This window comes from Pseudomonas sp. JZ134 (assembly GCF_051027695.1).
GTDB lineage: Bacteria > Pseudomonadota > Gammaproteobacteria > Pseudomonadales > Pseudomonadaceae > Chryseomonas > Chryseomonas luteola.
Genome location: NZ_CP069250.1, coordinates 240,972 through 259,261, shown reverse-complemented (window position 1 = coordinate 259,261; position 18,290 = coordinate 240,972). Strand labels below are relative to the sequence as shown.

At 56.9% G+C, this 18,290-nt stretch carries 17 protein-coding genes; 11 read left to right on the top strand and 6 right to left on the bottom strand.

What is annotated here, in order from left to right; genetic code table 11:
• Positions 1–52: 52 nt before the first annotated feature.
• Positions 53–817 (top strand): TerC family protein, encoded by a 765-nt coding sequence (locus JQR86_RS01140; protein WP_019367302.1) that lies wholly within the window; start codon positions 53–55, stop codon positions 815–817.
• Between the two features lie 119 nt (positions 818–936).
• On the opposite strand, the gene typA is transcribed toward JQR86_RS01140, so the two are convergent.
• Together typA and thiI are read right to left on the bottom strand one after the other, a co-directional pair.
• Entirely contained in the window at positions 937–2,757 is a 1,821-nt protein-coding gene (gene typA / locus JQR86_RS01135; protein ID WP_026004159.1) for a translational GTPase TypA, read from the bottom strand.
• Between the two features lie 217 nt (positions 2,758–2,974).
• Positions 2,975–4,429 (bottom strand): tRNA uracil 4-sulfurtransferase ThiI, encoded by a 1,455-nt coding sequence (thiI, locus tag JQR86_RS01130; RefSeq protein ID WP_434154171.1) that lies wholly within the window; start codon positions 4,427–4,429, stop codon positions 2,975–2,977.
• A 369-nt stretch (positions 4,430–4,798) separates the two neighbouring features.
• Here thiI and glnA point away from each other — a divergent pair, with 369 nt between their 5' ends.
• The 5 genes from glnA (at position 4,799) to ntrC (ending at position 10,217) form a co-directional block, all read left to right on the top strand.
• Complete coding sequence (gene glnA / locus JQR86_RS01125; protein WP_010796128.1) at positions 4,799–6,205, top strand: glutamate--ammonia ligase; 1,407 nt, start codon at positions 4,799–4,801, stop codon at positions 6,203–6,205.
• A 134-nt stretch (positions 6,206–6,339) separates the two neighbouring features.
• A complete protein-coding gene (locus JQR86_RS01120; protein ID WP_407362508.1) occupies positions 6,340–6,867 on the top strand; it encodes a DUF4124 domain-containing protein in 528 nt (175 codons plus the stop codon).
• A gap of 9 nt (positions 6,868–6,876) precedes the next feature.
• A complete protein-coding gene (locus tag JQR86_RS01115) occupies positions 6,877–7,515 on the top strand; it encodes a DUF4124 domain-containing protein (protein WP_010796130.1) in 639 nt (212 codons plus the stop codon).
• Between the two features lie 198 nt (positions 7,516–7,713).
• Positions 7,714–8,790, top strand: a complete 1,077-nt coding sequence (gene glnL, locus JQR86_RS01110) for a nitrogen regulation protein NR(II) (protein WP_010796131.1) — start codon at positions 7,714–7,716, stop codon at positions 8,788–8,790.
• A complete protein-coding gene (gene ntrC / locus JQR86_RS01105) occupies positions 8,787–10,217 on the top strand; it encodes a nitrogen regulation protein NR(I) (RefSeq protein WP_019367298.1) in 1,431 nt (476 codons plus the stop codon). The genes glnL and ntrC overlap by 4 nt, the downstream gene beginning before the upstream one ends.
• A gap of 370 nt (positions 10,218–10,587) precedes the next feature.
• On the opposite strand, the gene JQR86_RS01100 is transcribed toward ntrC, so the two are convergent.
• Entirely contained in the window at positions 10,588–11,181 is a 594-nt protein-coding gene (locus JQR86_RS01100) for a hypothetical protein (RefSeq protein ID WP_434135157.1), read from the bottom strand.
• 99 nt (positions 11,182–11,280) lie between these two features.
• On the opposite strand from JQR86_RS01100, the gene JQR86_RS01095 reads away from it, so the two are divergent.
• Positions 11,281–11,745 carry a tRNA (cytidine(34)-2'-O)-methyltransferase gene (locus JQR86_RS01095; RefSeq protein WP_010796134.1) on the top strand — a complete coding sequence of 155 codons (465 nt, stop codon included), beginning with the start codon at positions 11,281–11,283 and terminating at the stop codon, positions 11,743–11,745.
• 52 nt (positions 11,746–11,797) lie between these two features.
• On the opposite strand, the gene secB is transcribed toward JQR86_RS01095, so the two are convergent.
• From secB to JQR86_RS01080, 3 genes are read right to left on the bottom strand one after another with little or no spacing between them, the layout of a single operon-like run.
• Positions 11,798–12,268 (bottom strand): protein-export chaperone SecB, encoded by a 471-nt coding sequence (secB, locus tag JQR86_RS01090; protein WP_010796135.1) that lies wholly within the window; start codon positions 12,266–12,268, stop codon positions 11,798–11,800.
• Positions 12,269–12,296: 28 nt separating this feature from the next.
• A complete protein-coding gene (grxC, locus tag JQR86_RS01085) occupies positions 12,297–12,551 on the bottom strand; it encodes a glutaredoxin 3 (protein WP_010796136.1) in 255 nt (84 codons plus the stop codon).
• 22 nt (positions 12,552–12,573) lie between these two features.
• Positions 12,574–12,996, bottom strand: a complete 423-nt coding sequence (locus tag JQR86_RS01080; RefSeq protein WP_010796137.1) for a rhodanese-like domain-containing protein — start codon at positions 12,994–12,996, stop codon at positions 12,574–12,576.
• Between the two features lie 152 nt (positions 12,997–13,148).
• Here JQR86_RS01080 and gpmI point away from each other — a divergent pair, with 152 nt between their 5' ends.
• From gpmI to JQR86_RS01060, 4 genes are all read left to right on the top strand, one after another.
• A complete protein-coding gene (gene gpmI, locus JQR86_RS01075) occupies positions 13,149–14,684 on the top strand; it encodes a 2,3-bisphosphoglycerate-independent phosphoglycerate mutase (protein ID WP_074827132.1) in 1,536 nt (511 codons plus the stop codon).
• Between the two features lie 179 nt (positions 14,685–14,863).
• Positions 14,864–16,129: a murein hydrolase activator EnvC family protein gene (locus tag JQR86_RS01070; protein ID WP_074827134.1), complete on the top strand. Its 1,266-nt coding sequence runs from the start codon at positions 14,864–14,866 to the stop codon at positions 16,127–16,129.
• A 24-nt stretch (positions 16,130–16,153) separates the two neighbouring features.
• Positions 16,154–17,500: a S41 family peptidase gene (locus JQR86_RS01065; protein WP_010796140.1), complete on the top strand. Its 1,347-nt coding sequence runs from the start codon at positions 16,154–16,156 to the stop codon at positions 17,498–17,500.
• Entirely contained in the window at positions 17,497–18,258 is a 762-nt protein-coding gene (locus tag JQR86_RS01060; protein ID WP_219651731.1) for a divergent polysaccharide deacetylase family protein, read from the top strand. The genes JQR86_RS01065 and JQR86_RS01060 overlap by 4 nt, the downstream gene beginning before the upstream one ends.
• Positions 18,259–18,290: the final 32 nt, after the last annotated feature.

Below are 18,290 nucleotides of genomic sequence, written 5' to 3'. Positions count from 1 at the left end.
GTCGGTTTGTTTTCGGTACTCGTCGTACCGACGTTAATGAAGAGGAATTGGAATGGAGTGGCTGACAAGCCCGGAAATCTGGGTGGCTTTCTTTACCCTGACGGCCCTGGAAATCGTATTGGGTATCGACAACATCATCATGATCTCGATCCTGGTGAGCCGTATGCCCAAGGCGATGCAACCACGCACACGTTTCTTCGGCCTGGCACTGGCCATGGTGACACGGATCCTGCTGTTGCTCTCGATCACTTGGGTGATGCGCCTGACGGCCGATCTGTTCCATGTGTTTGGCCAAGGCATCTCCGGGCGCGACCTCATTCTGTTCTTTGGTGGCCTGTTCCTCCTGTACAAGAGCAGTACCGAGATCTATCACGGCCTGGAAGGTGAAGAGGAAGAAAGCGACGAGCCCAAGGGCAAGGGCGGCAGCTTTATCGCTACCATCGTCCAGATCGCGATCATCGATATCGTGTTCTCGCTGGACTCGGTCATTACGGCAGTGGGTATGGTGCAACATGTACCGGTGATGGTTGCGGCGATCATTGTTGCAGTACTAGTGATGATGCTGGCAGCGGGTGGTATCAGCAGCTTCATCGACAAGCACCCTAGCCTGAAGATGCTCGCACTGTCCTTCCTGATCGTAGTAGGTACTGTGCTGATCGCCGAGAGTTTTGAGATTCACGTACCCAAGGGATATGTCTACTTCGCCATGGCGTTCTCGCTGGCAGTGGAAGCCATCAATATCCGCATGCGTACCGCAGCCGCCCGCAAGAAGGCCCAGCAAGGGCATCCTGTGAAACTGCGTAAGAATACGCCGTAAGCCCTACGGCAGTGAAAGCCCTGGTTTACCGGGGCTTTTTTTATGGCTTCCTTTCACCAGGCATAAAAAAGCCCACCCGCCTTTCAGCGAGTGGGCTTTTCAGTCGCGCGGTCGGGTTATTACACCTTGCTGCGCTCGTAACGCTTACGATCGTTTTCGTTGAGCAGCTTCTTGCGCAGACGAATCGACTTCGGGGTTACTTCAACCAACTCATCTTCAGCGATGAATTCCAGGGCCTGTTCAAGGGTGAACTTGATTGGTGGAACCAGGGCGATAACCTCGTCCTTGCCGGAAGCACGCATGTTGTCGAGCTTCTTGCCCTTGGTGGGGTTGAGCACGAGGTCGTTGTCACGGCTGTTGATACCGCATAGCTGACCTTCATAGATTTCATCGCCAGGCGCGAGGAACAGCTTGCCGCGGCTTTGCAGAGTTTCCAGCGAATACGTCAGTGCAGTACCGGTAGCCATGGACACCAGTACGCCGTTCTGACGGTTGGTGACTTCCCCTGCCTTGATCGGACCATAGTGGCTGAAGGTCGAGGTCAGGATGCCAGTACCCGAGGTCAGAGTCAGGAAGTTGTTACGGAAGCCGATCAGACCACGTGCCGGAATGGTGTACTCCAGACGAACACGGCCTTTTCCGTCAGGGATCATGTTGCTCAGATCGCCCTTACGCAGACCCATTTGCTCCATCACGGGACCCTGGTGCTGCTCTTCGATGTCGATGGTGACGTTCTCGTACGGCTCCTGCTTCTCGCCGTTTTCGTTCTCGATGATCACCACCTCTGGACGGCCTACCGCCAGTTCAAAGCCTTCACGACGCATGTTCTCGATCAATACGGACAGGTGCAGCTCACCACGGCCAGAGACCTTGAACTTCTCGGGAGATTCGCCCTGCTCAACACGCAGTGCCACGTTGTGCAGCAGCTCCTTGTCCAGACGGTCCTTGATGTTACGGCTGGTCACGAACTTGCCTTCCTTCCCAGCGAACGGCGAGTCATTGACCTGGAAGGTCATCGAAACGGTCGGCTGGTCAACGGTCAGCGGAGGCAGCGCCTCGACGGTCTGCTGGTCGCACAGGGTATCGGAAATGAACAGCTCGTCCATGCCGCTGACGCAAACGATGTCACCGGCCTGCGCCTCAGGAACCTCGACACGCTGCAGACCGTGGTGACCCATGATCTTCAGGATGCGGCCGTTACGCTTCTTGCCATCGGCACCGATAGCGGTTACCGGAGTGTTGGCCTTGATGGTACCGCGTGCGATACGGCCAATGCCGATCACGCCAAGGAAGCTGCTGTAGTCCAGCTGGGAGATCTGCATCTGGAACGGGCCGTTCACGTCGACCTGGGGGGCCGGTACGTGGTCAATGATGGCCTGGAACACAGCATCCATGTTGTCGTCCATCTTCTCGTAGTCCATGCCGGCAATGCCGTTCAGGGCACTGGCGTAGACGATCGGGAAATCCAGCTGCTCATCGGTGGCGCCCAGGTTGTCGAACAGGTCGAAGATCTGGTCGATAACCCAATCAGGACGCGCGCCCGGACGGTCGATCTTGTTCACGATCACGATCGGACGCAGGCCCGCCTTGAACGCCTTCTGGGTCACGAAACGGGTCTGAGGCATGGGGCCGTCTTGCGCGTCCACAACCAGCAGTACGGAGTCAACCATCGACATTACACGCTCTACTTCACCGCCGAAGTCAGCGTGACCGGGTGTATCCACGATGTTGATGTTATAGCCGTTCCACTTGATCGCCGTGTTCTTGGCCAGGATGGTAATACCACGCTCTCTTTCCTGGTCGTTGGAGTCCATGACGCGCTCGCCTTCGGCTTCCTTGCGGTCCAGCGTACCGGACAGCTTCAGCAGCTTGTCTACCAGCGTGGTCTTGCCATGGTCAACGTGGGCGATGATGGCGATATTACGAAGATTCTCGATCACTTTTTCAGTCTCGTTATCAAGTTGAGCCGGGCCGCAGCGGCTGATCACAGCAAGCCCGACACGACATTCAGCAAAATTCATTCAAGCCCAAAGGGCATTTAATTCAGAGAAACAAAGGCGCCAATGAGATCTGCGCCTACGAGCAGCCCGACAGGCCTGCCCTCAATCCCGGTCGGGAGGGCGATGGCGAATGCTGCCGCCAAACAGCCCGGGCTGTTTAGTCCGGGCGATAAACACGTACATTCGCATGCCCCTCATTGAGCAAATGATGAGCATGCAGGCGACTCATGACACCTTTGCCACAGTAGAGAAGGTACTGGCGATTCTCGTCCAGTTCCTTGAATCGATTGTTCAGTGCAAAGAATGGCATAGCCTGCACTTCGACACCGTCCACGGCCAGAGGATCATCCTCCTGACTATCTGGGTGACGAATGTCGAGCACGATCTGACCAGGCAGCGCCTGGCTGACTTCCTCAACCTTCAGGTCCTTGCCAAGCTCGTCGATCACCTTGTCGACTGTCATCATCGTAGCGCGCTCAAGGGCTGCGTCCAGGATGGCCATGTCGAATTTGGTTTCTTCGTGCTCCACACGGTAGCCCTTGGCCTTGGTCGTCGGGTTCACCGAAATCACGCCGCAGTACTCCGGCATGTGCTTGGCAAATGCCGCCGTGCCGATCTGTTCGGCCGTGTCGATGATGTCCTGCTTGTGACTGGCCAGCAGTGGACGCAGCACCAGCGTATCGGTGACACGGTCGATTACGGCCAGGTTGGGCAGGGTCTGGCTGGAAACCTGCGAGATCGCCTCGCCCGTGACCAACGCATCGATGTCCAGGCGCTCGGCCATGCGGCTGGCTGCGCGCAGCATCATGCGCTTGAGGATGACGCCCATCTGGCTGTCATCTACCTTGGTCAGGATCTCGCCGACAACCTCTTCAAACGGCACGCTGATAAACAGCACGCGCTGGGAGCGGCCGAATTTCTCCCACAGATAATGGGCAACTTCCATAACGCCCAATTCATGGGCACGCCCACCCAGGTTGAAGAAGCAGAAATGACTGACCAAGCCGCGACGCATCATCTGGTAGGCAGCAACGGTTGAGTCGTAACCACCGGACATGAGGACCAGCACCTGTTCGAGAGCACCCAGTGGATACCCTCCCAGACCGTCGTGCTGCCGATCAATCACGAACAGGCGGTCATGGCGGATCTCAATGCGTGCAAGCACCTCGGGATCCTTGAGGGAAATCCCCGCACCGCCACAGCGCTGGCGCAGTCCGCCCCCGACGTAGCGCTCTACGTCCATGGAGCTGAAATCATGTTTGCCGGCCCGCTTGCAGCGCAAGGAGAATACCTTGCCGCGAATGCGCTCACCGAAATGCTGGATGCATTTGTCGAGAATATCTTCGAAGTCGCCCAGCGGGTATTCATGGACCTCCAGGAAATGACCGATCCCTGGCGTGCAGGTCAGGCGCTCGATCATCTCGCGCAGAACCTTCGGCTCGGTTTGCTGTGTTTCGACTTCCAGGTTATCCCACTCACCCTCCACCGTCAGGTTCGGGTCCAGATCCCTCAAGACCACCCGGATATTCTTCGCCAGCTGGCGAATGAAACGCTTGCGCACCGGACGACTTTTGATAGTGATTTCCGGAAAGACTTTGACGATGAGCTTCATGAAATTTTAAAGAAGAGCGGAAACGACGAGAAAAGGTCGACAAGTATAGCTCAAACTGAAAGTTCTGACTTCCATTGGTCTAAATCCATAAAAGCACCAATTTGGTGCTATAAAAAATATAAAGCACGCTTTTGGTGCTCGGTGGTCTATTCCAGAGGCACCATTAACGGCCAAGGCCTAGTGTTAGTGCGGCCCTGCCCATTACAGGGCACTGGCACGCTACTTGCTCCCTTGTGAGGCAGTAGCCCTTAGGCGAGGATAGGGCTCTTCTGAAAGCGCAACCGTTTTCAGAAGTGCCCTTGCTACGGGTACACCTGATCCTGGGAGTTACGCCAACCGCTCCCAGCCTCAATCCCTCTGGAGGAAAACATGTCGAAGGCGGTTCAACTGATCAAAGAAAACGACGTGAAGTGGATAGACCTGCGCTTCACGGACACCAAGGGAAAGCAGCAGCACGTTACTATGCCCGCTCGCGACGCCCTCGATGAAGACTTCTTCGAACACGGAAAAATGTTCGATGGCTCCTCCATTGCTGGCTGGAAAGGTATCGAAGCTTCCGACATGATCCTGATGCCGGACGACAGCACCGCCGTGCTGGATCCGTTCACTGAAGAGCCGACCGTCATCCTGGTCTGCGACATCATCGAACCGTCCACCATGCAGCCTTATGAGCGCGATCCCCGGGCTATTGCCAAGGCCGCTGAAGAGTATCTGAAGTCCACCGGTATCGGTGACACTGTATTCGTGGGTCCAGAGCCCGAGTTCTTCATCTTCGACGAAGTGAAGTTCAAGTCTGACATCTCCGGCTCCATGTTCAAGATCTTCTCCGAACAGGCGTCCTGGAACACTGACGCTGATTTCGAAAGCGGCAACAAGGGTCACCGTCCGGGCGTCAAGGGCGGTTACTTCCCGGTTCCGCCGGTTGACCACGACCACGAAATCCGTACGGCCATGTGTAATGCGCTGGAAGAAATGGGTCTGGTTGTTGAAGTTCACCACCATGAAGTGGCGACTGCCGGCCAGAACGAGATCGGCGTGAAGTTCAACACGCTGGTAGCCAAGGCGGACGAAGTCCAGACGCTGAAGTACTGCGTACACAACGTCGCTGATGCCTACGGCAAGACCGTAACCTTCATGCCGAAGCCGCTGTATGGCGATAACGGCTCGGGCATGCACGTTCACATGTCTATCTCCAAGGAAGGCAAGAACACGTTCGCAGGCGAAGGCTATGCCGGCCTGTCCGATACTGCCCTGTACTTCATCGGCGGCATCATCAAGCATGGCAAGGCTCTGAATGGCTTTACCAACCCGTCCACCAACTCCTATAAGCGTCTGGTTCCCGGCTTTGAAGCACCGGTCATGTTGGCCTACTCGGCTCGCAACCGTTCCGCCTCGATCCGTATCCCCTACGTTTCCAGCCCGAAAGCCCGCCGTATCGAAGCGCGCTTCCCGGACCCGGCGGCCAACCCTTACCTGTGCTTCGCTGCACTGCTGATGGCGGGCCTGGATGGTATCCAGAACAAGATTCACCCTGGCGATGCTGCCGACAAGAACCTGTACGACCTGCCGCCAGAAGAGGCCAAGCAGATCCCGCAGGTATGTGGCAGCCTGAAGGAAGCACTGGAGTCCCTGGACGCTGACCGCGCGTTCCTGACCAAGGGTGGCGTCTTCACTGATGAGTTCATCGATACCTATATCGAGCTCAAGAGCGAAGAAGAGATCAAGGTTCGCACCTTCGTTCACCCGCTGGAATACGACCTGTACTACAGCGTCTAAGCCACCGGTTGTACAGCAGAGGCCTCCTTCGGGAGGCCTTTTGCTTATGGGCGCTTGTCATAAGGGCCTGTCAGTGCAACGCTTATGACTTACTTCTTTCTCTATGTGACGCCAGTGTCACCCTAGGAACAGATATGCGCCTGCTGTTCGCCAGCCTAGTGTTTGCCATGACCTTGCCTGTTCACGCCGAAATCTATCGCTCGGTAGGCCCGAACGGCCAAACAGTCTTCAGCGACCAGCCGCCAGCGAACGCGCCTGCCGAACGGGTCGAACTGCAGCGCCCCAACACCGTGAAAGCCGAGACGCCGGCGTCGACCGCGCCCTCTCCGTCCCCGCCCGACACGGGCGCAGCCACGAGTCAGCCCTATCAAACCCTGCGCCTGGATGCGCCTGACGATGAAGCGCTACGAGCGAACAATGGCACTTTTTCTATCAGCGCGACCATAACGCCTGCCCTATCGCCCGGCCATGAACTTCGCCTGCTGGTGGATGGGCAACCTTATGGTGAGCCGACCCGAGCACCTTTTTTTCATCTGACTAACATAGACCGTGGCACACACAGCCTGGCCATAGAGGTGGTCGAAAGTACACGTGTCGTACAACAGAGCGAGCCCGTTGAGATCACGGTGCAACGCATCAGCCTCAACAGTCCGAGTCGTTGATCCTTACCGATGCGCTTCATTTATCTGCTTGTACTACTCTTCCTGACGCAGCCGACCTTTGCAGCCGTGTACACCTACACCGATGCCGAAGGTAACCGCATCTTCACAGATAGCCCTCCAAAGGGCATCAAGGCCAACCCTGTTACGATTCAGCCTTCCAACAGCATGCCGTCGCCTGCTGCACCACGTACGATCAAGCTGTCACCCTCTAATCCGGATATTCGTAAACCGGTGCAGCCATCCGCCCCACCGCCACCTGCTCAGATCGCGTCCTACCAGATGCTGCGCATTCTTGTACCGGAGCCGGACGCTACGATTCGGAGCAATGCCGGTGAGCTGATCGTAACAGCCACCAGCGATCCAGAACTGATGCCTACTCATTTCTACCGGCTGATTCTGGATGGCCAACCCGCAGGAGCCCCTGGGCGCAGTCCGGTATTTCCACTTGAAAACCTGGATCGGGGCACGCATCAGATCGCGGTGGAGATCGTTACGGAAGGCGGCGTCGTGGTCGAGCGTACGCCTAGCCAACCTTTCCATATGAAGCGCATGTCGCTGTCTCAGCGGCGTCTGGCCAACCCCTGCAAGGACGGTGAGTGGGGTATTCGTCCCGAATGTCCGCTTTCTGAAAAACCCGAAGAAGAATAAAGCGCCAGCCCCTTATGCACCATATCAGTGCAATACTGTAGGTCGCACCAAAACGAGACATCCTGATTAGCTAGAAAACAGCTTAAGGCTACGTGCAGTGCACAGGTTATGGGCTTGCCCTAACACAGGGCAGCCTATTTACGTAGCTTGGTTTGTTTCTTGCATTTTCATGGGTCGTCACATCAAAGCTGATTCGCCATGCCTACGGAAATGATGCATCGTCTGCTGCTGGATAACCTTACGACGGCAGTCATTCTGCTCAACGCCGAGCTGCGCCTTGAGTACATGAATCCGGCAGCTGAAATGCTGTTGGCCGTCAGCGGTCAGCGTAGCCACGGTCAATTCATCAGTGAATTGTTCACCGAGTCGCCGGAAGCGCTCCAAGCCCTTCGTCAGGCAGTGGAGCACTCGCACCCGTTTACCAAGCGTGAAGCACTGCTGGTGTCCACTACAGGCAACAACCTGACGGTGGATTATGCTGTTACGCCTGTGCTCAGCCCTTCTACGACCTACCTGTTGCTGGAGGTGCATCCCAGGGATCGTCTCCTGCGAATTACCAAAGAGGAAGCCCAGCTTTCCAAACAGGAAACGACCAAACTGCTGGTTCGCGGGCTTGCCCATGAGATCAAGAATCCCCTTGGAGGTATCCGTGGCGCTGCGCAACTCCTCTCTCGGGAGTTACCGGACGAGTCCTTGAAGGATTACACGAACGTCATCATTGAGGAGTCTGACCGCCTGCGCAACCTAGTGGATCGCATGCTCGGCTCCAACAAGCTGCCCAAACTGGCACGTACCAATATTCATGAGGTGCTGGAGCGTGTTTGCAGTCTGGTGGATGCTGAAAGCCAGGGTGGTATCTCTCTGGTACGCGATTACGACCCGAGCATCCCGGACCTCCTTATCGACAAGGAGCAGTTGATCCAGGCAGTCCTCAATATTGTGCGAAACGCCATGCAGGCCATTTCCGAACACAATGAGCTGCGCCTGGGACGTATCACGCTGCGGACGCGTGCGCTCCGCCAGTTCACTATTGCCCATGTTCGCCATCGGTTGGTGTGCAAGGTCGAAATCATCGATAACGGCCCAGGTATTCCTGCCGACATGCAGGAAACCATTTTCTATCCGATGGTCAGCGGTCGCCCAGACGGGACCGGCCTGGGCCTGGCCATCACGCAAAACATCATTTCTCAGCACCAAGGCCTTATCGAGTGCCTGAGTCAACCTGGACACACTGCCTTCAGTATTTTCCTGCCGTTGGATAAGGAGCCTTTATGAGCCGTTCGGAGACCGTCTGGATCGTCGACGACGACCGTTCCATTCGCTGGGTACTAGAAAAGGCCCTTCAGCAGGAAGGCATGACGACCGTTGCCTTTGAAAACGCGGACAGCGTCATGAACCGGCTCGGCCGCCAGCAGCCGGATGTCATCATTTCCGATATTCGCATGCCTGGCGCCAGTGGCCTGGACTTGTTGTCACGCATTCGGGAGGTTCACCCTCGTCTGCCTGTGATCATCATGACGGCACATTCGGATCTCGACAGCGCTGTCGCCTCCTATCAAGGGGGCGCGTTTGAATACCTGCCCAAGCCGTTCGACGTCGACGAGGCCGTCGCGTTGGTCAAGCGCGCCGGCCAGCATGCCCAGGAACAGCAGGGATTTGAGGAGCCCGCTCACCTGACGCGAACGCCGGAAATCATTGGTGAAGCGCCGGCAATGCAGGAGGTGTTTCGCGCCATCGGCCGGCTCTCCCATTCCAACATTACGGTTCTGATCAATGGCGAGTCGGGCACAGGCAAAGAGCTGGTTGCCCATGCCCTGCACCGCCACAGCCCGCGCGCGGCAGCGCCTTTCATCGCGCTGAACATGGCCGCCATTCCCAAGGACTTGATGGAGTCCGAGCTGTTCGGCCACGAAAAAGGGGCCTTCACAGGCGCGGCCAACCAGCGTCGAGGCCGTTTCGAGCAGGCCGATGGTGGAACCTTGTTTCTTGATGAGATCGGAGACATGCCAGCCGATACCCAGACGCGCCTGCTGCGGGTCTTGGCTGATGGTGAGTTCTATCGCGTAGGGGGCCATACTCCAGTCAAGGTGGATGTCCGCATCATTGCCGCAACCCACCAGAACCTGGAGGGTCTGGTCCGGGATGGCAAGTTTCGCGAGGACCTGTTTCATCGCCTCAACGTGATTCGTATCCACATTCCTCGTCTGGCTGATCGCCGGGAAGATATTCCAGCACTGGCCCGGCATTTCCTGGCACGAGCGGCGCAAGAGCTGGCGGTAGAACCCAAGACGCTAAGACCGGAAACCGAGGAGTACATGAAGGGCCTGTCCTGGCAAGGTAACGTCCGGCAACTGGAAAATACCTGTCGCTGGATCACGGTGATGGCGTCCAGCCGGGAGGTACTGATCGATGACCTGCCGCCGGAACTCCTTAGCCAGCCGCAGGATGCACAACCCGCCGCCAACTGGGAACAAGCCTTGCGTCACTGGGCGGATCAGGCATTGACTCGTGGACAGTCAAGCCTTCTGGACAGCGCCGTGCCTGCTTTTGAGCGAATCATGATCGAGACCGCGCTCAAGCATACCGCCGGCCGCCGTCGTGATGCCGCGGTTCTCCTGGGCTGGGGACGCAACACGCTGACCCGGAAGATCAAAGAGCTGGGCATGAAAGTCGATGGCCCCGATGAAGAGGGTGAAGACTAAGCCCTATAGGCTAAAAGACGCCTTAAACGGCGCATTTTTATGCCTGAACTTTTCGTTCAGAAAATTATGAAAGTTGGCACGCCGCCTGCTATGTACTTGGTAACCAACCTTTTTGGGGACCTCGGTACAGGCAGGCTGGGGAATCCCCTTTTTATTTCAAGACCACCTTCGGGTGGTCTTTTTTTGTTCTGAGATAAAAGGCTACTTCTCAGGCCTTTAAAATCAATAAGTTACAGATACAAAGCTGAAACCCTTCAATTGCACTGGCTTTACAAGAAATAAAGCACCATAAAAGAAGAATAATGTTTAGCATTCATGGCTTGCACCAAAAATGTGCAGCAATTGAAATTTGCCTTAATTGTGCGCACGTTTACTGGCCAGCTGAGATCAGTGGAACCTCAATGACCAATTCCCAGTGGTCGCCTTCCTTTTTGTCCAAGTGGTCCTGAGTAGCCAGGGCTCCTCCTAGTCCAACTACAAGCACGTTGACGTCCTTGCCCTGCTGAGTGACTGACCAGGAAAAGCTGCGTGACTCTTTTGTCTTTACCTGAGCACTTTGATTGCCGCCTACCAAACTTATGTTGGGCAAACGCAGATTCAACGCACCGTCTGGGCGATAGCGCTCATACTGAAGGGCCTTGTTCAGGGACAGCACCAGACGATACATAGGCTTCCCAGAGCCTTCGTCAACGTATTCTGCAGCCTGGGCCACGCGTACCTGAGGAACGATCGGCTGCCGAGGCCCTACATCGCCATGATAGATCCGGCCGACCATCAGCCCGAACAGCAGCCCGCCCAGTGACATGGCGCCCAACCACACCAGGAGGCGGCGATTGCGAGTCTGTAGCTCACGGCGTAGCTCTTCAGGATCATCCACCCGTTGGAGTTCTCTTTCACGAGCAGCCTTGGCTTCGCGTACCTCGAGAAACAGACGGCGTACGGCATGAAACAGACGTCTCAACATGCCACCGTTCCGCAACCAGCCCATATCCACCGTACGAAGCAGCAGCCATTGTCGCCGGGTGGCGTTACCATACTGCTCTTTATTCCTGTGTTAGCTACCATGTTTGACGTCATTCTGTTCGAGCCGGAAATTCCGCCCAATACGGGCAATATCATTCGCTTGTGTGCCGTTACCGGCTGCCGTCTGCATCTGATCGAGCCACTTGGCTTTGCGCTTGACGACAAAAAGCTGCGTCGCGCCGGGTTGGACTACCATGAGTGGTCGACCGTGCGGTGTCACGCATCGCTGTCAGCTTGTATAGCAGATTTACAACCCCGTCGGCTGATGGCCTTTTCTACCAAGGCTACACAGTCCTATGCCGATGTCCGCTATGAAGTAGGCGATGCCCTGCTGTTTGGTCCCGAGAGCCGCGGGCTGCCAGCCGAGGTGCGTGATGCCCTTCCCCACGAGCACCTGCTACGCCTGCCCATGCTGCCGGATCGTCGCAGCCTCAATCTTTCCAACGCGGTAGCCATTACCGTTTACGAGGGCTGGCGCCAGCTGGGCTTTTTCATGCCGGAATAAATCACTGCGGCATAAAAAAACGCCCCGAAGGGCGTTTTTTCTACAGCGTAGATCAGGCCTGACCTGCAGTCTGCATGCGCGACAGCTCTTGAGCGTACAGCGCATCGAAGTTCACCGGCGACAGCATCAGCGCCGGGAAGGAACCACGCACGACCATGCTGTCCAGTGTTTCACGTGCATAAGGGAACAGGATGTTCGGGCAGAAGGCGCCCAGCGCATGACTCATGGAAGAGGCATCCAGACCCTTGATCAGGAAGATACCAGCCTGTTGTACTTCAGCAACAAAAGCGGTGTCTTCACCGTTCTTCACCGTTACGGTCAGCGTGAGGACGACTTCGTAGAAATCTTCGTTCAGCGCCTTCTGGCGGGTGGATAGATCCAAGTTAACGTTTGGCTGCCAGTCCTGACGGAAGATGTCCGGGCTCTTGGGCGCCTCGAAAGACAGGTCGCGAATATAGATACGTTGCAGGGAGAACTGAGCGCCTTCTTCAGTCTGCTGCGCTCCGTTTAGGTTATCAGTCATGACAGAACCTTATTGTTTATCGGTTAATTCAGGCAGAGAGGAGCGGGTCGAGACGGCCTGAGCGCTCGAGCGCATACAGATCGTCGCAGCCACCCACATGGGTTTCGCCAATCCAGATCTGCGGAACACTGGTCCGGCCGGCCTTGCGTGTCATTTCACTGCGCACTGCAGGCTGGCCATCGACGGCAATTTCTTGGTACTTCACACCTTTACTGTCGAGCAGGTGCTTGGCTCGATGGCAGTAAGGACACCAGGCACTGGTGTAGATGATGACTTCAGGCATGAGAGTACCTCCTGTCCGACAATTAGTTTTTCACGAGCGGCAGGTTTTCCCCACGCCAGGTAGAGAGACCTCCCGTCAGCCGGGCCGTAGTGAATCCGGCCTGTTGTAGCGGCGTACAGGCAGCGCCGGCCTGCTGACCATTGCTGTCGACAACGATAAGGGTCTTATCCTTGTGCTTCTCCAGTTGGGACAGGCTGCTGGCCAGTTTGTCCTGAGGAATGTTCACTGCCCCGACGATATGACCGGTAGCGAACTCCTTCTTCGGACGAATGTCCAGCACAATGCCCTGCTCTGTATTGAGAAGCTTGGTCAGCTCCGCCGTTGACAGGCTGCGCCCGCTACGACGTGTCTCGTGTATCAGCAGAAGGATCAAGAGCACCAACAAGGCGCCAACAAGCAAGTAATGGTGAGTGGCGAACTCGATCAGCCGGGAAACGAATTGCATGGCACGAAGTATCCGGAGTCAAAAAATGCTGGCCAGTATACACACGCGACCTCATGCACCATACCCTGCATGCGTGGCGTCGCTAGGCGTTTGGCAGTTACACTTCAGATAACCGTTGCCTTTCGAAACAGCGCTAACAAGAGTCCGAAATCATGGCATTCACACCCAAACCTCTGGTCCTGATCATCCTCGACGGCTTTGGCCACAGCGAGGAAACCAAGCACAATGCCATTTACGCGGCAAAAAAGCCGGTCTGGGATCGCCTGCTGGCGACACAGCCCCATGGTCTGATCTCCGGCTCCGGCATGGATGTGGGCCTGCCTGACGGCCAGATGGGCAACTCCGAGGTAGGTCACATGAACCTGGGAGCCGGCCGTGTGGTGTACCAGGATTTCACCCGTATCACCAAGGCCATCCGCGATGGCGAGTTCTTCGAGAATCCGGTCATTGGCGAAGCCGTCGACAAGGCAGTCGGCGCAGGCAAGGCCGTCCATATCCTTGGCCTGATGTCCGATGGTGGCGTCCATAGCCACCAGGACCATCTGGTTGCCATGGCAGAGCTGGCGGCCAAGCGTGGCGCCGAGAAGATCTATCTGCACGCTTTCCTCGACGGTCGCGATACACCGCCCAGGAGCGCCCAGAGCTCGATCGACCTGCTTGACGCCACCTTTGCCCGCCTGGGCAAAGGTCGTATCGTGTCGCTGATTGGCCGCTATTTCTCCATGGACCGCGACAATCGCTGGGACCGCGTATCCGCTGCGTACAACCTCATTACGGACGGCACCGCGGAATACCATGCGGCAACGGCCACCGAAGGCCTCAACGCAGCGTACGAGCGCGGCGAGAGCGATGAATTCGTCAAGGCAACAACCGTCGGGACTCCCGTCAAAGTGGAAGACGGTGACGCCGTGGTATTCATGAACTTCCGCGCTGACCGCGCCCGTGAACTGTCCCGTGCGTTTGTCGAGCCGGACTTCAAGGAATTCCCCCGTACCCGGACGCTAAACCTGGCAGGCTATGTCATGCTGACCCAATATGCTGCCAGCATTCCTGCACCCAGTGCCTTTACCCCGGAAAGCTTGAACAATGTCCTGGGTGAATACCTGGCCAAGAACGGCAAGACTCAGCTGCGGATTGCCGAAACCGAGAAATATGCGCACGTCACGTTCTTTTTCTCGGGCGGTCGGGAAGAACCCTTCGAGGGCGAGGAACGTATCCTGATCCCCTCCCCCAAGGTTGCCACCTATGACATGCAGCCTGAAATGAGCGCCCCGGAAGTTACCGACAAGATTGTCGATGCGATTGAAAACCAGCGCTACGATGTCATCATCGCCAACTATGCCAATGGCGACATGGTGGGCCATACCGGTGTATTCGAGGCGGCAGTCAAAGCAGTGGAATGCCTGGACGCCTGCATGGGACGCATTGTGGAAGCGCTGGACAAGGTCGGCGGCGAGGCCATCATTACGGCAGACCACGGCAATGTCGAGCAGATGGAAGATGAATCCACGGGTCAGGCGCATACTGCGCATACCACCGAGCCGGTTCCGTTCGTTTATGTAGGCAAGCGCTCCGTTCACATTCGTGAAGGCGGTGTACTGGCCGATGTAGCGCCCACCTTGCTGACGCTTATGGGTATGGAGCAACCCAAGGAGATGACCGGTCGTACGATCATTACCGTGAATTAAATATCACGGCCTGCTCATTTACCCGATTGGGAGTATCGTTGCGTCTCTGAGGACTCAGCGGTACTTCTGATCATCAACCAATAAAAGAGCACCTAGTCATCTACGGCTCGTCTCGCCGTTTTTTTTGCTAGCCGCCCCGTGCATACTAGGGCGCTTCCTCATGGGATATTTGTTACTCGATGCTTCGCGCCCTTACCCTCGTTCTTCTTGCATGTCTGCTTACTCCGGCCGTGGCCGATCAGCGCGAGGATACCCAGCGCCAGCTGGAAGCCACCAAGCGTGACATCGCCGAACTGCAGAAGCTCTTGCAAGGCATCCAGACCGAAAAGTCCGGCGTGCAAAAGCAGCTCAAATCGACCGAAACGGAGATGGGCGACCTGGAAAAGCAGGTCAAGGATCTCCAGGATCAGTTGGATCAAGGTCAGGAAAAGCTGAAGAAGCTGGATGACCAGAAAAAAAAACTCGATCAGTCACGCCTTGAGCAACAAAAACTGATCGCTATTCAGATTCGTGCCGCTTATCAAAGCGGCCGTCAGGAATACCTGAAGTTGCTCCTTAATCAGGAACAACCGGAAAAGGTCAGTCGCACCCTGACCTACTATAACTATGTCAATCAGGCCCGCCTCGACCAACTCGCGACATTCAACGACACCCTGAAACAGCTAGCCGGGGTAGAGAGTGACATTCGTAACGAGCAATCGCAGCTGACCGCTCAGCAAGCCGCTTTGCAGGAGCGGCAGGACAAGCTGGCCGAAGTCCGCAAGGCACGCCAGGAGACCCTGGCCAAGCTGAACAGCGACTACTCCGACCGCAACCGTGCGCTGCAATCGCGCGAGCAGGATCAGGCAGAACTCGGCAAGGTCCTGAAAACCATTGAAGAGACACTGGCCCGCCAGGCTCGTGAGGCTGAGCAGGCTCGCCAGCGTGCGCTGGCACAGGCGCGGGAAGCGGAAGAGCGTAGTCGCGCAAGCAGCAAAACGACACGGCCAACGAACACACCGGGCCTTGCGGTGTCTAGTTCTGCACCAGGCTTTGGCGGTCCGTTTGCCAGCGCACAAGGCAAGCTGCCTTGGCCTGTGAACGGTCGCCTGCTGGCACGCTTTGGCAGTCCGCGTGGCGATGACCCGCGCGCCAAATGGGATGGTGTACTGATTTCAGCCAGCGCAGGCACCCAGGTGCACGCTATTCATGCGGGCCGGGTAGTGTTTGCCGACTGGTTACGAGGAGCCGGACAGCTGGTGATCATTGATCACGGCAACGGTTATCTCAGTTTATACGGGCATAATCAAAGCTTGTTAAAGAGTGCAGGTGATCAGGTCAAGGCGGGCGATGCGATTGCAACCGTCGGGACCAGCGGAGGTCAGGACACCCCTGCCCTCTATTTCGCCATACGTCAGAAGGGTCGTCCGTCGGATCCGCTTACCTGGTGCCGTGCCCAGGGTTAGTGCCGGACACATTAGGAGCTACGCATGCCGCATTGCTTTCGTCTCACCGCCTTGGCTTTCTCGCTGATAGGGCTGAGTGGCGTTTCAACCGCCTGGGCCCAGCAACAGACGCCAGGAGAAGTGCCCGCCGCGGTGACCCCGGTCGAAGGGGCAGCAGCGCCCATCAACAACGCGCCGCTTCCACTCGAAGAGCTGCGTACGTTCGCTGAGGTGATGGACCGCATCAAGGCAGCCTATGTTGAGCCGGTGGACGACAAGACTCTGCTCGAAAACGCCATCAAGGGCATGCTGAGCAACCTGGACCCGCATTCGGCATACCTTGAACCCAAGGATTTTGCTGAGCTTCAGGAAACCACCAGCGGCGAATTTGGTGGTCTGGGGATCGAAGTGGGTCAGGAGGACGGTTTCGTAAAAGTGGTCTCCCCTATTGATGACACGCCGGCTGCCAAGGCCGGTATCCAGCCGGGAGACCTGATCGTCAAGATCGATGGCCAGCCCACCAAGGGTCAGTCCATCAGCCAGTCCGTAGACAAGATGCGCGGCAAGATCGGCAGTCCGATTACCCTGACTATCGTACGCGGCGGTGGCCGCCCCTTCGATGTCAAACTCAACCGGGCCGTCATCAAGGTCAAGAGCGTCAAGGCGCAACTGCTGGAGCCTAACTACGGCCTGCTGCGCATTTCGCAGTTCCAGGTAAACACGGGCGATGAAGTAACAAAGGCCTTCCAGCAGCTTCGCAAAGAGAACAAGGGCAATAAGCTCAACGGCTTGGTGCTCGACCTGCGAAACAACCCCGGCGGCGTTTTGCAGGCCGCTGTCGAGGTTGCAGATGCCTTTATGACCAAGGGGCTGATCGTCTATACAAAGGGTCGCATCCAGAACTCCGAGCTGAGCTTCTCGGCCGACGCGGCTGACCCCAGCGAAGGTGTTCCGCTGGTCGTCCTCATCAATGGTGGCAGCGCGTCGGCGGCGGAAATCGTGGCGGGCGCTCTGCAGGATTCCAAGCGCGGAATCCTGATGGGTACGGATACGTTCGGTAAAGGCTCGGTGCAAACAGTTCTGCCGCTTAACAACGACCGCGCACTCAAATTGACCACAGCGCTGTACTTCACACCCAAGGGTCGATCCATTCAAGCGCAGGGCATCACCCCTGATGTGGCGGTCGCACCCGCCAAAGTCACCCCAGAAGACAATCCTGAGTTCTTCAAAGAAGCTGATCTGGCCGGTCACCTGGGTAATGCCAACGGCGGCCCGGATCGTCCTACCGGAAGCAAGGCGCCTAACCAGACGCCCCGCCCGCAAGATGATGACTTCCAGCTGTCCCAAGCCCTCAGCCTCCTGAAAGGGCTGAGCATCACACGCAATCAGTGATCAGGCGTTGGATTGGCTCGCTCCTACTGCTCGCTCTGGCAGCTGGAGCCGCTGCGGCTGAGCCACCACGCCTGAGCATCGTAATCGATGACCTGGGACAGAACCTCTCCCAGGATCGTCGCGTTCTTGGTCTGCCCGGGCCGGTGACCCTGGCCATCATGCCGGGCACATCCTTCGGCGCGACATTGGCTCGCGAAGCCCACAAGGCAGGCCGTACGGTCATTCTGCATCTGCCTATGGACCCTGCGGGCGGCCCCTTCGCCTGGCATCCCGAGCTTTCCGGTGAGGAGCGCCTTAAGCGCCTCGAAAACGCCCTGGCGACTGTCCCCTATGTCAGCGGGGTCAACAACCATGAAGGTAGTCGGATGACGGCTGATCGCCCGGCCATGAGTCAGCTCATGCAAACCCTGCAGGCCAAATCGCTATTTTTCCTCGATAGCCGTACCAGTGCAGCCACGGTTGCAGCCGCCGAAGCTCAAAAGATTGGGCTGGCGAGCCTTTCTCGCGATGTGTTCCTGGACAATGTAAACCAAGCTGATGCAATCGCAGCGCAATTGCAGGAAGGCGTCAGGCTGGCACGCAAGCAAGGCACGGCCGTTCTGATTGGTCATCCTCGTCCAGCCACGCTAAGCGTTCTGGAGCGCGAGCTGCCCACTTTGATCGCTAATGGCATCGAGATTATCGATGTCGAGCAGATGATTGCTCTACGCAGCAATAAAGCCATGGCCGGTCATGGCAAGAATGGTGTGTACCGCTGAAACAAAAAACCGGAGCCCAGGCTCCGGTTTTA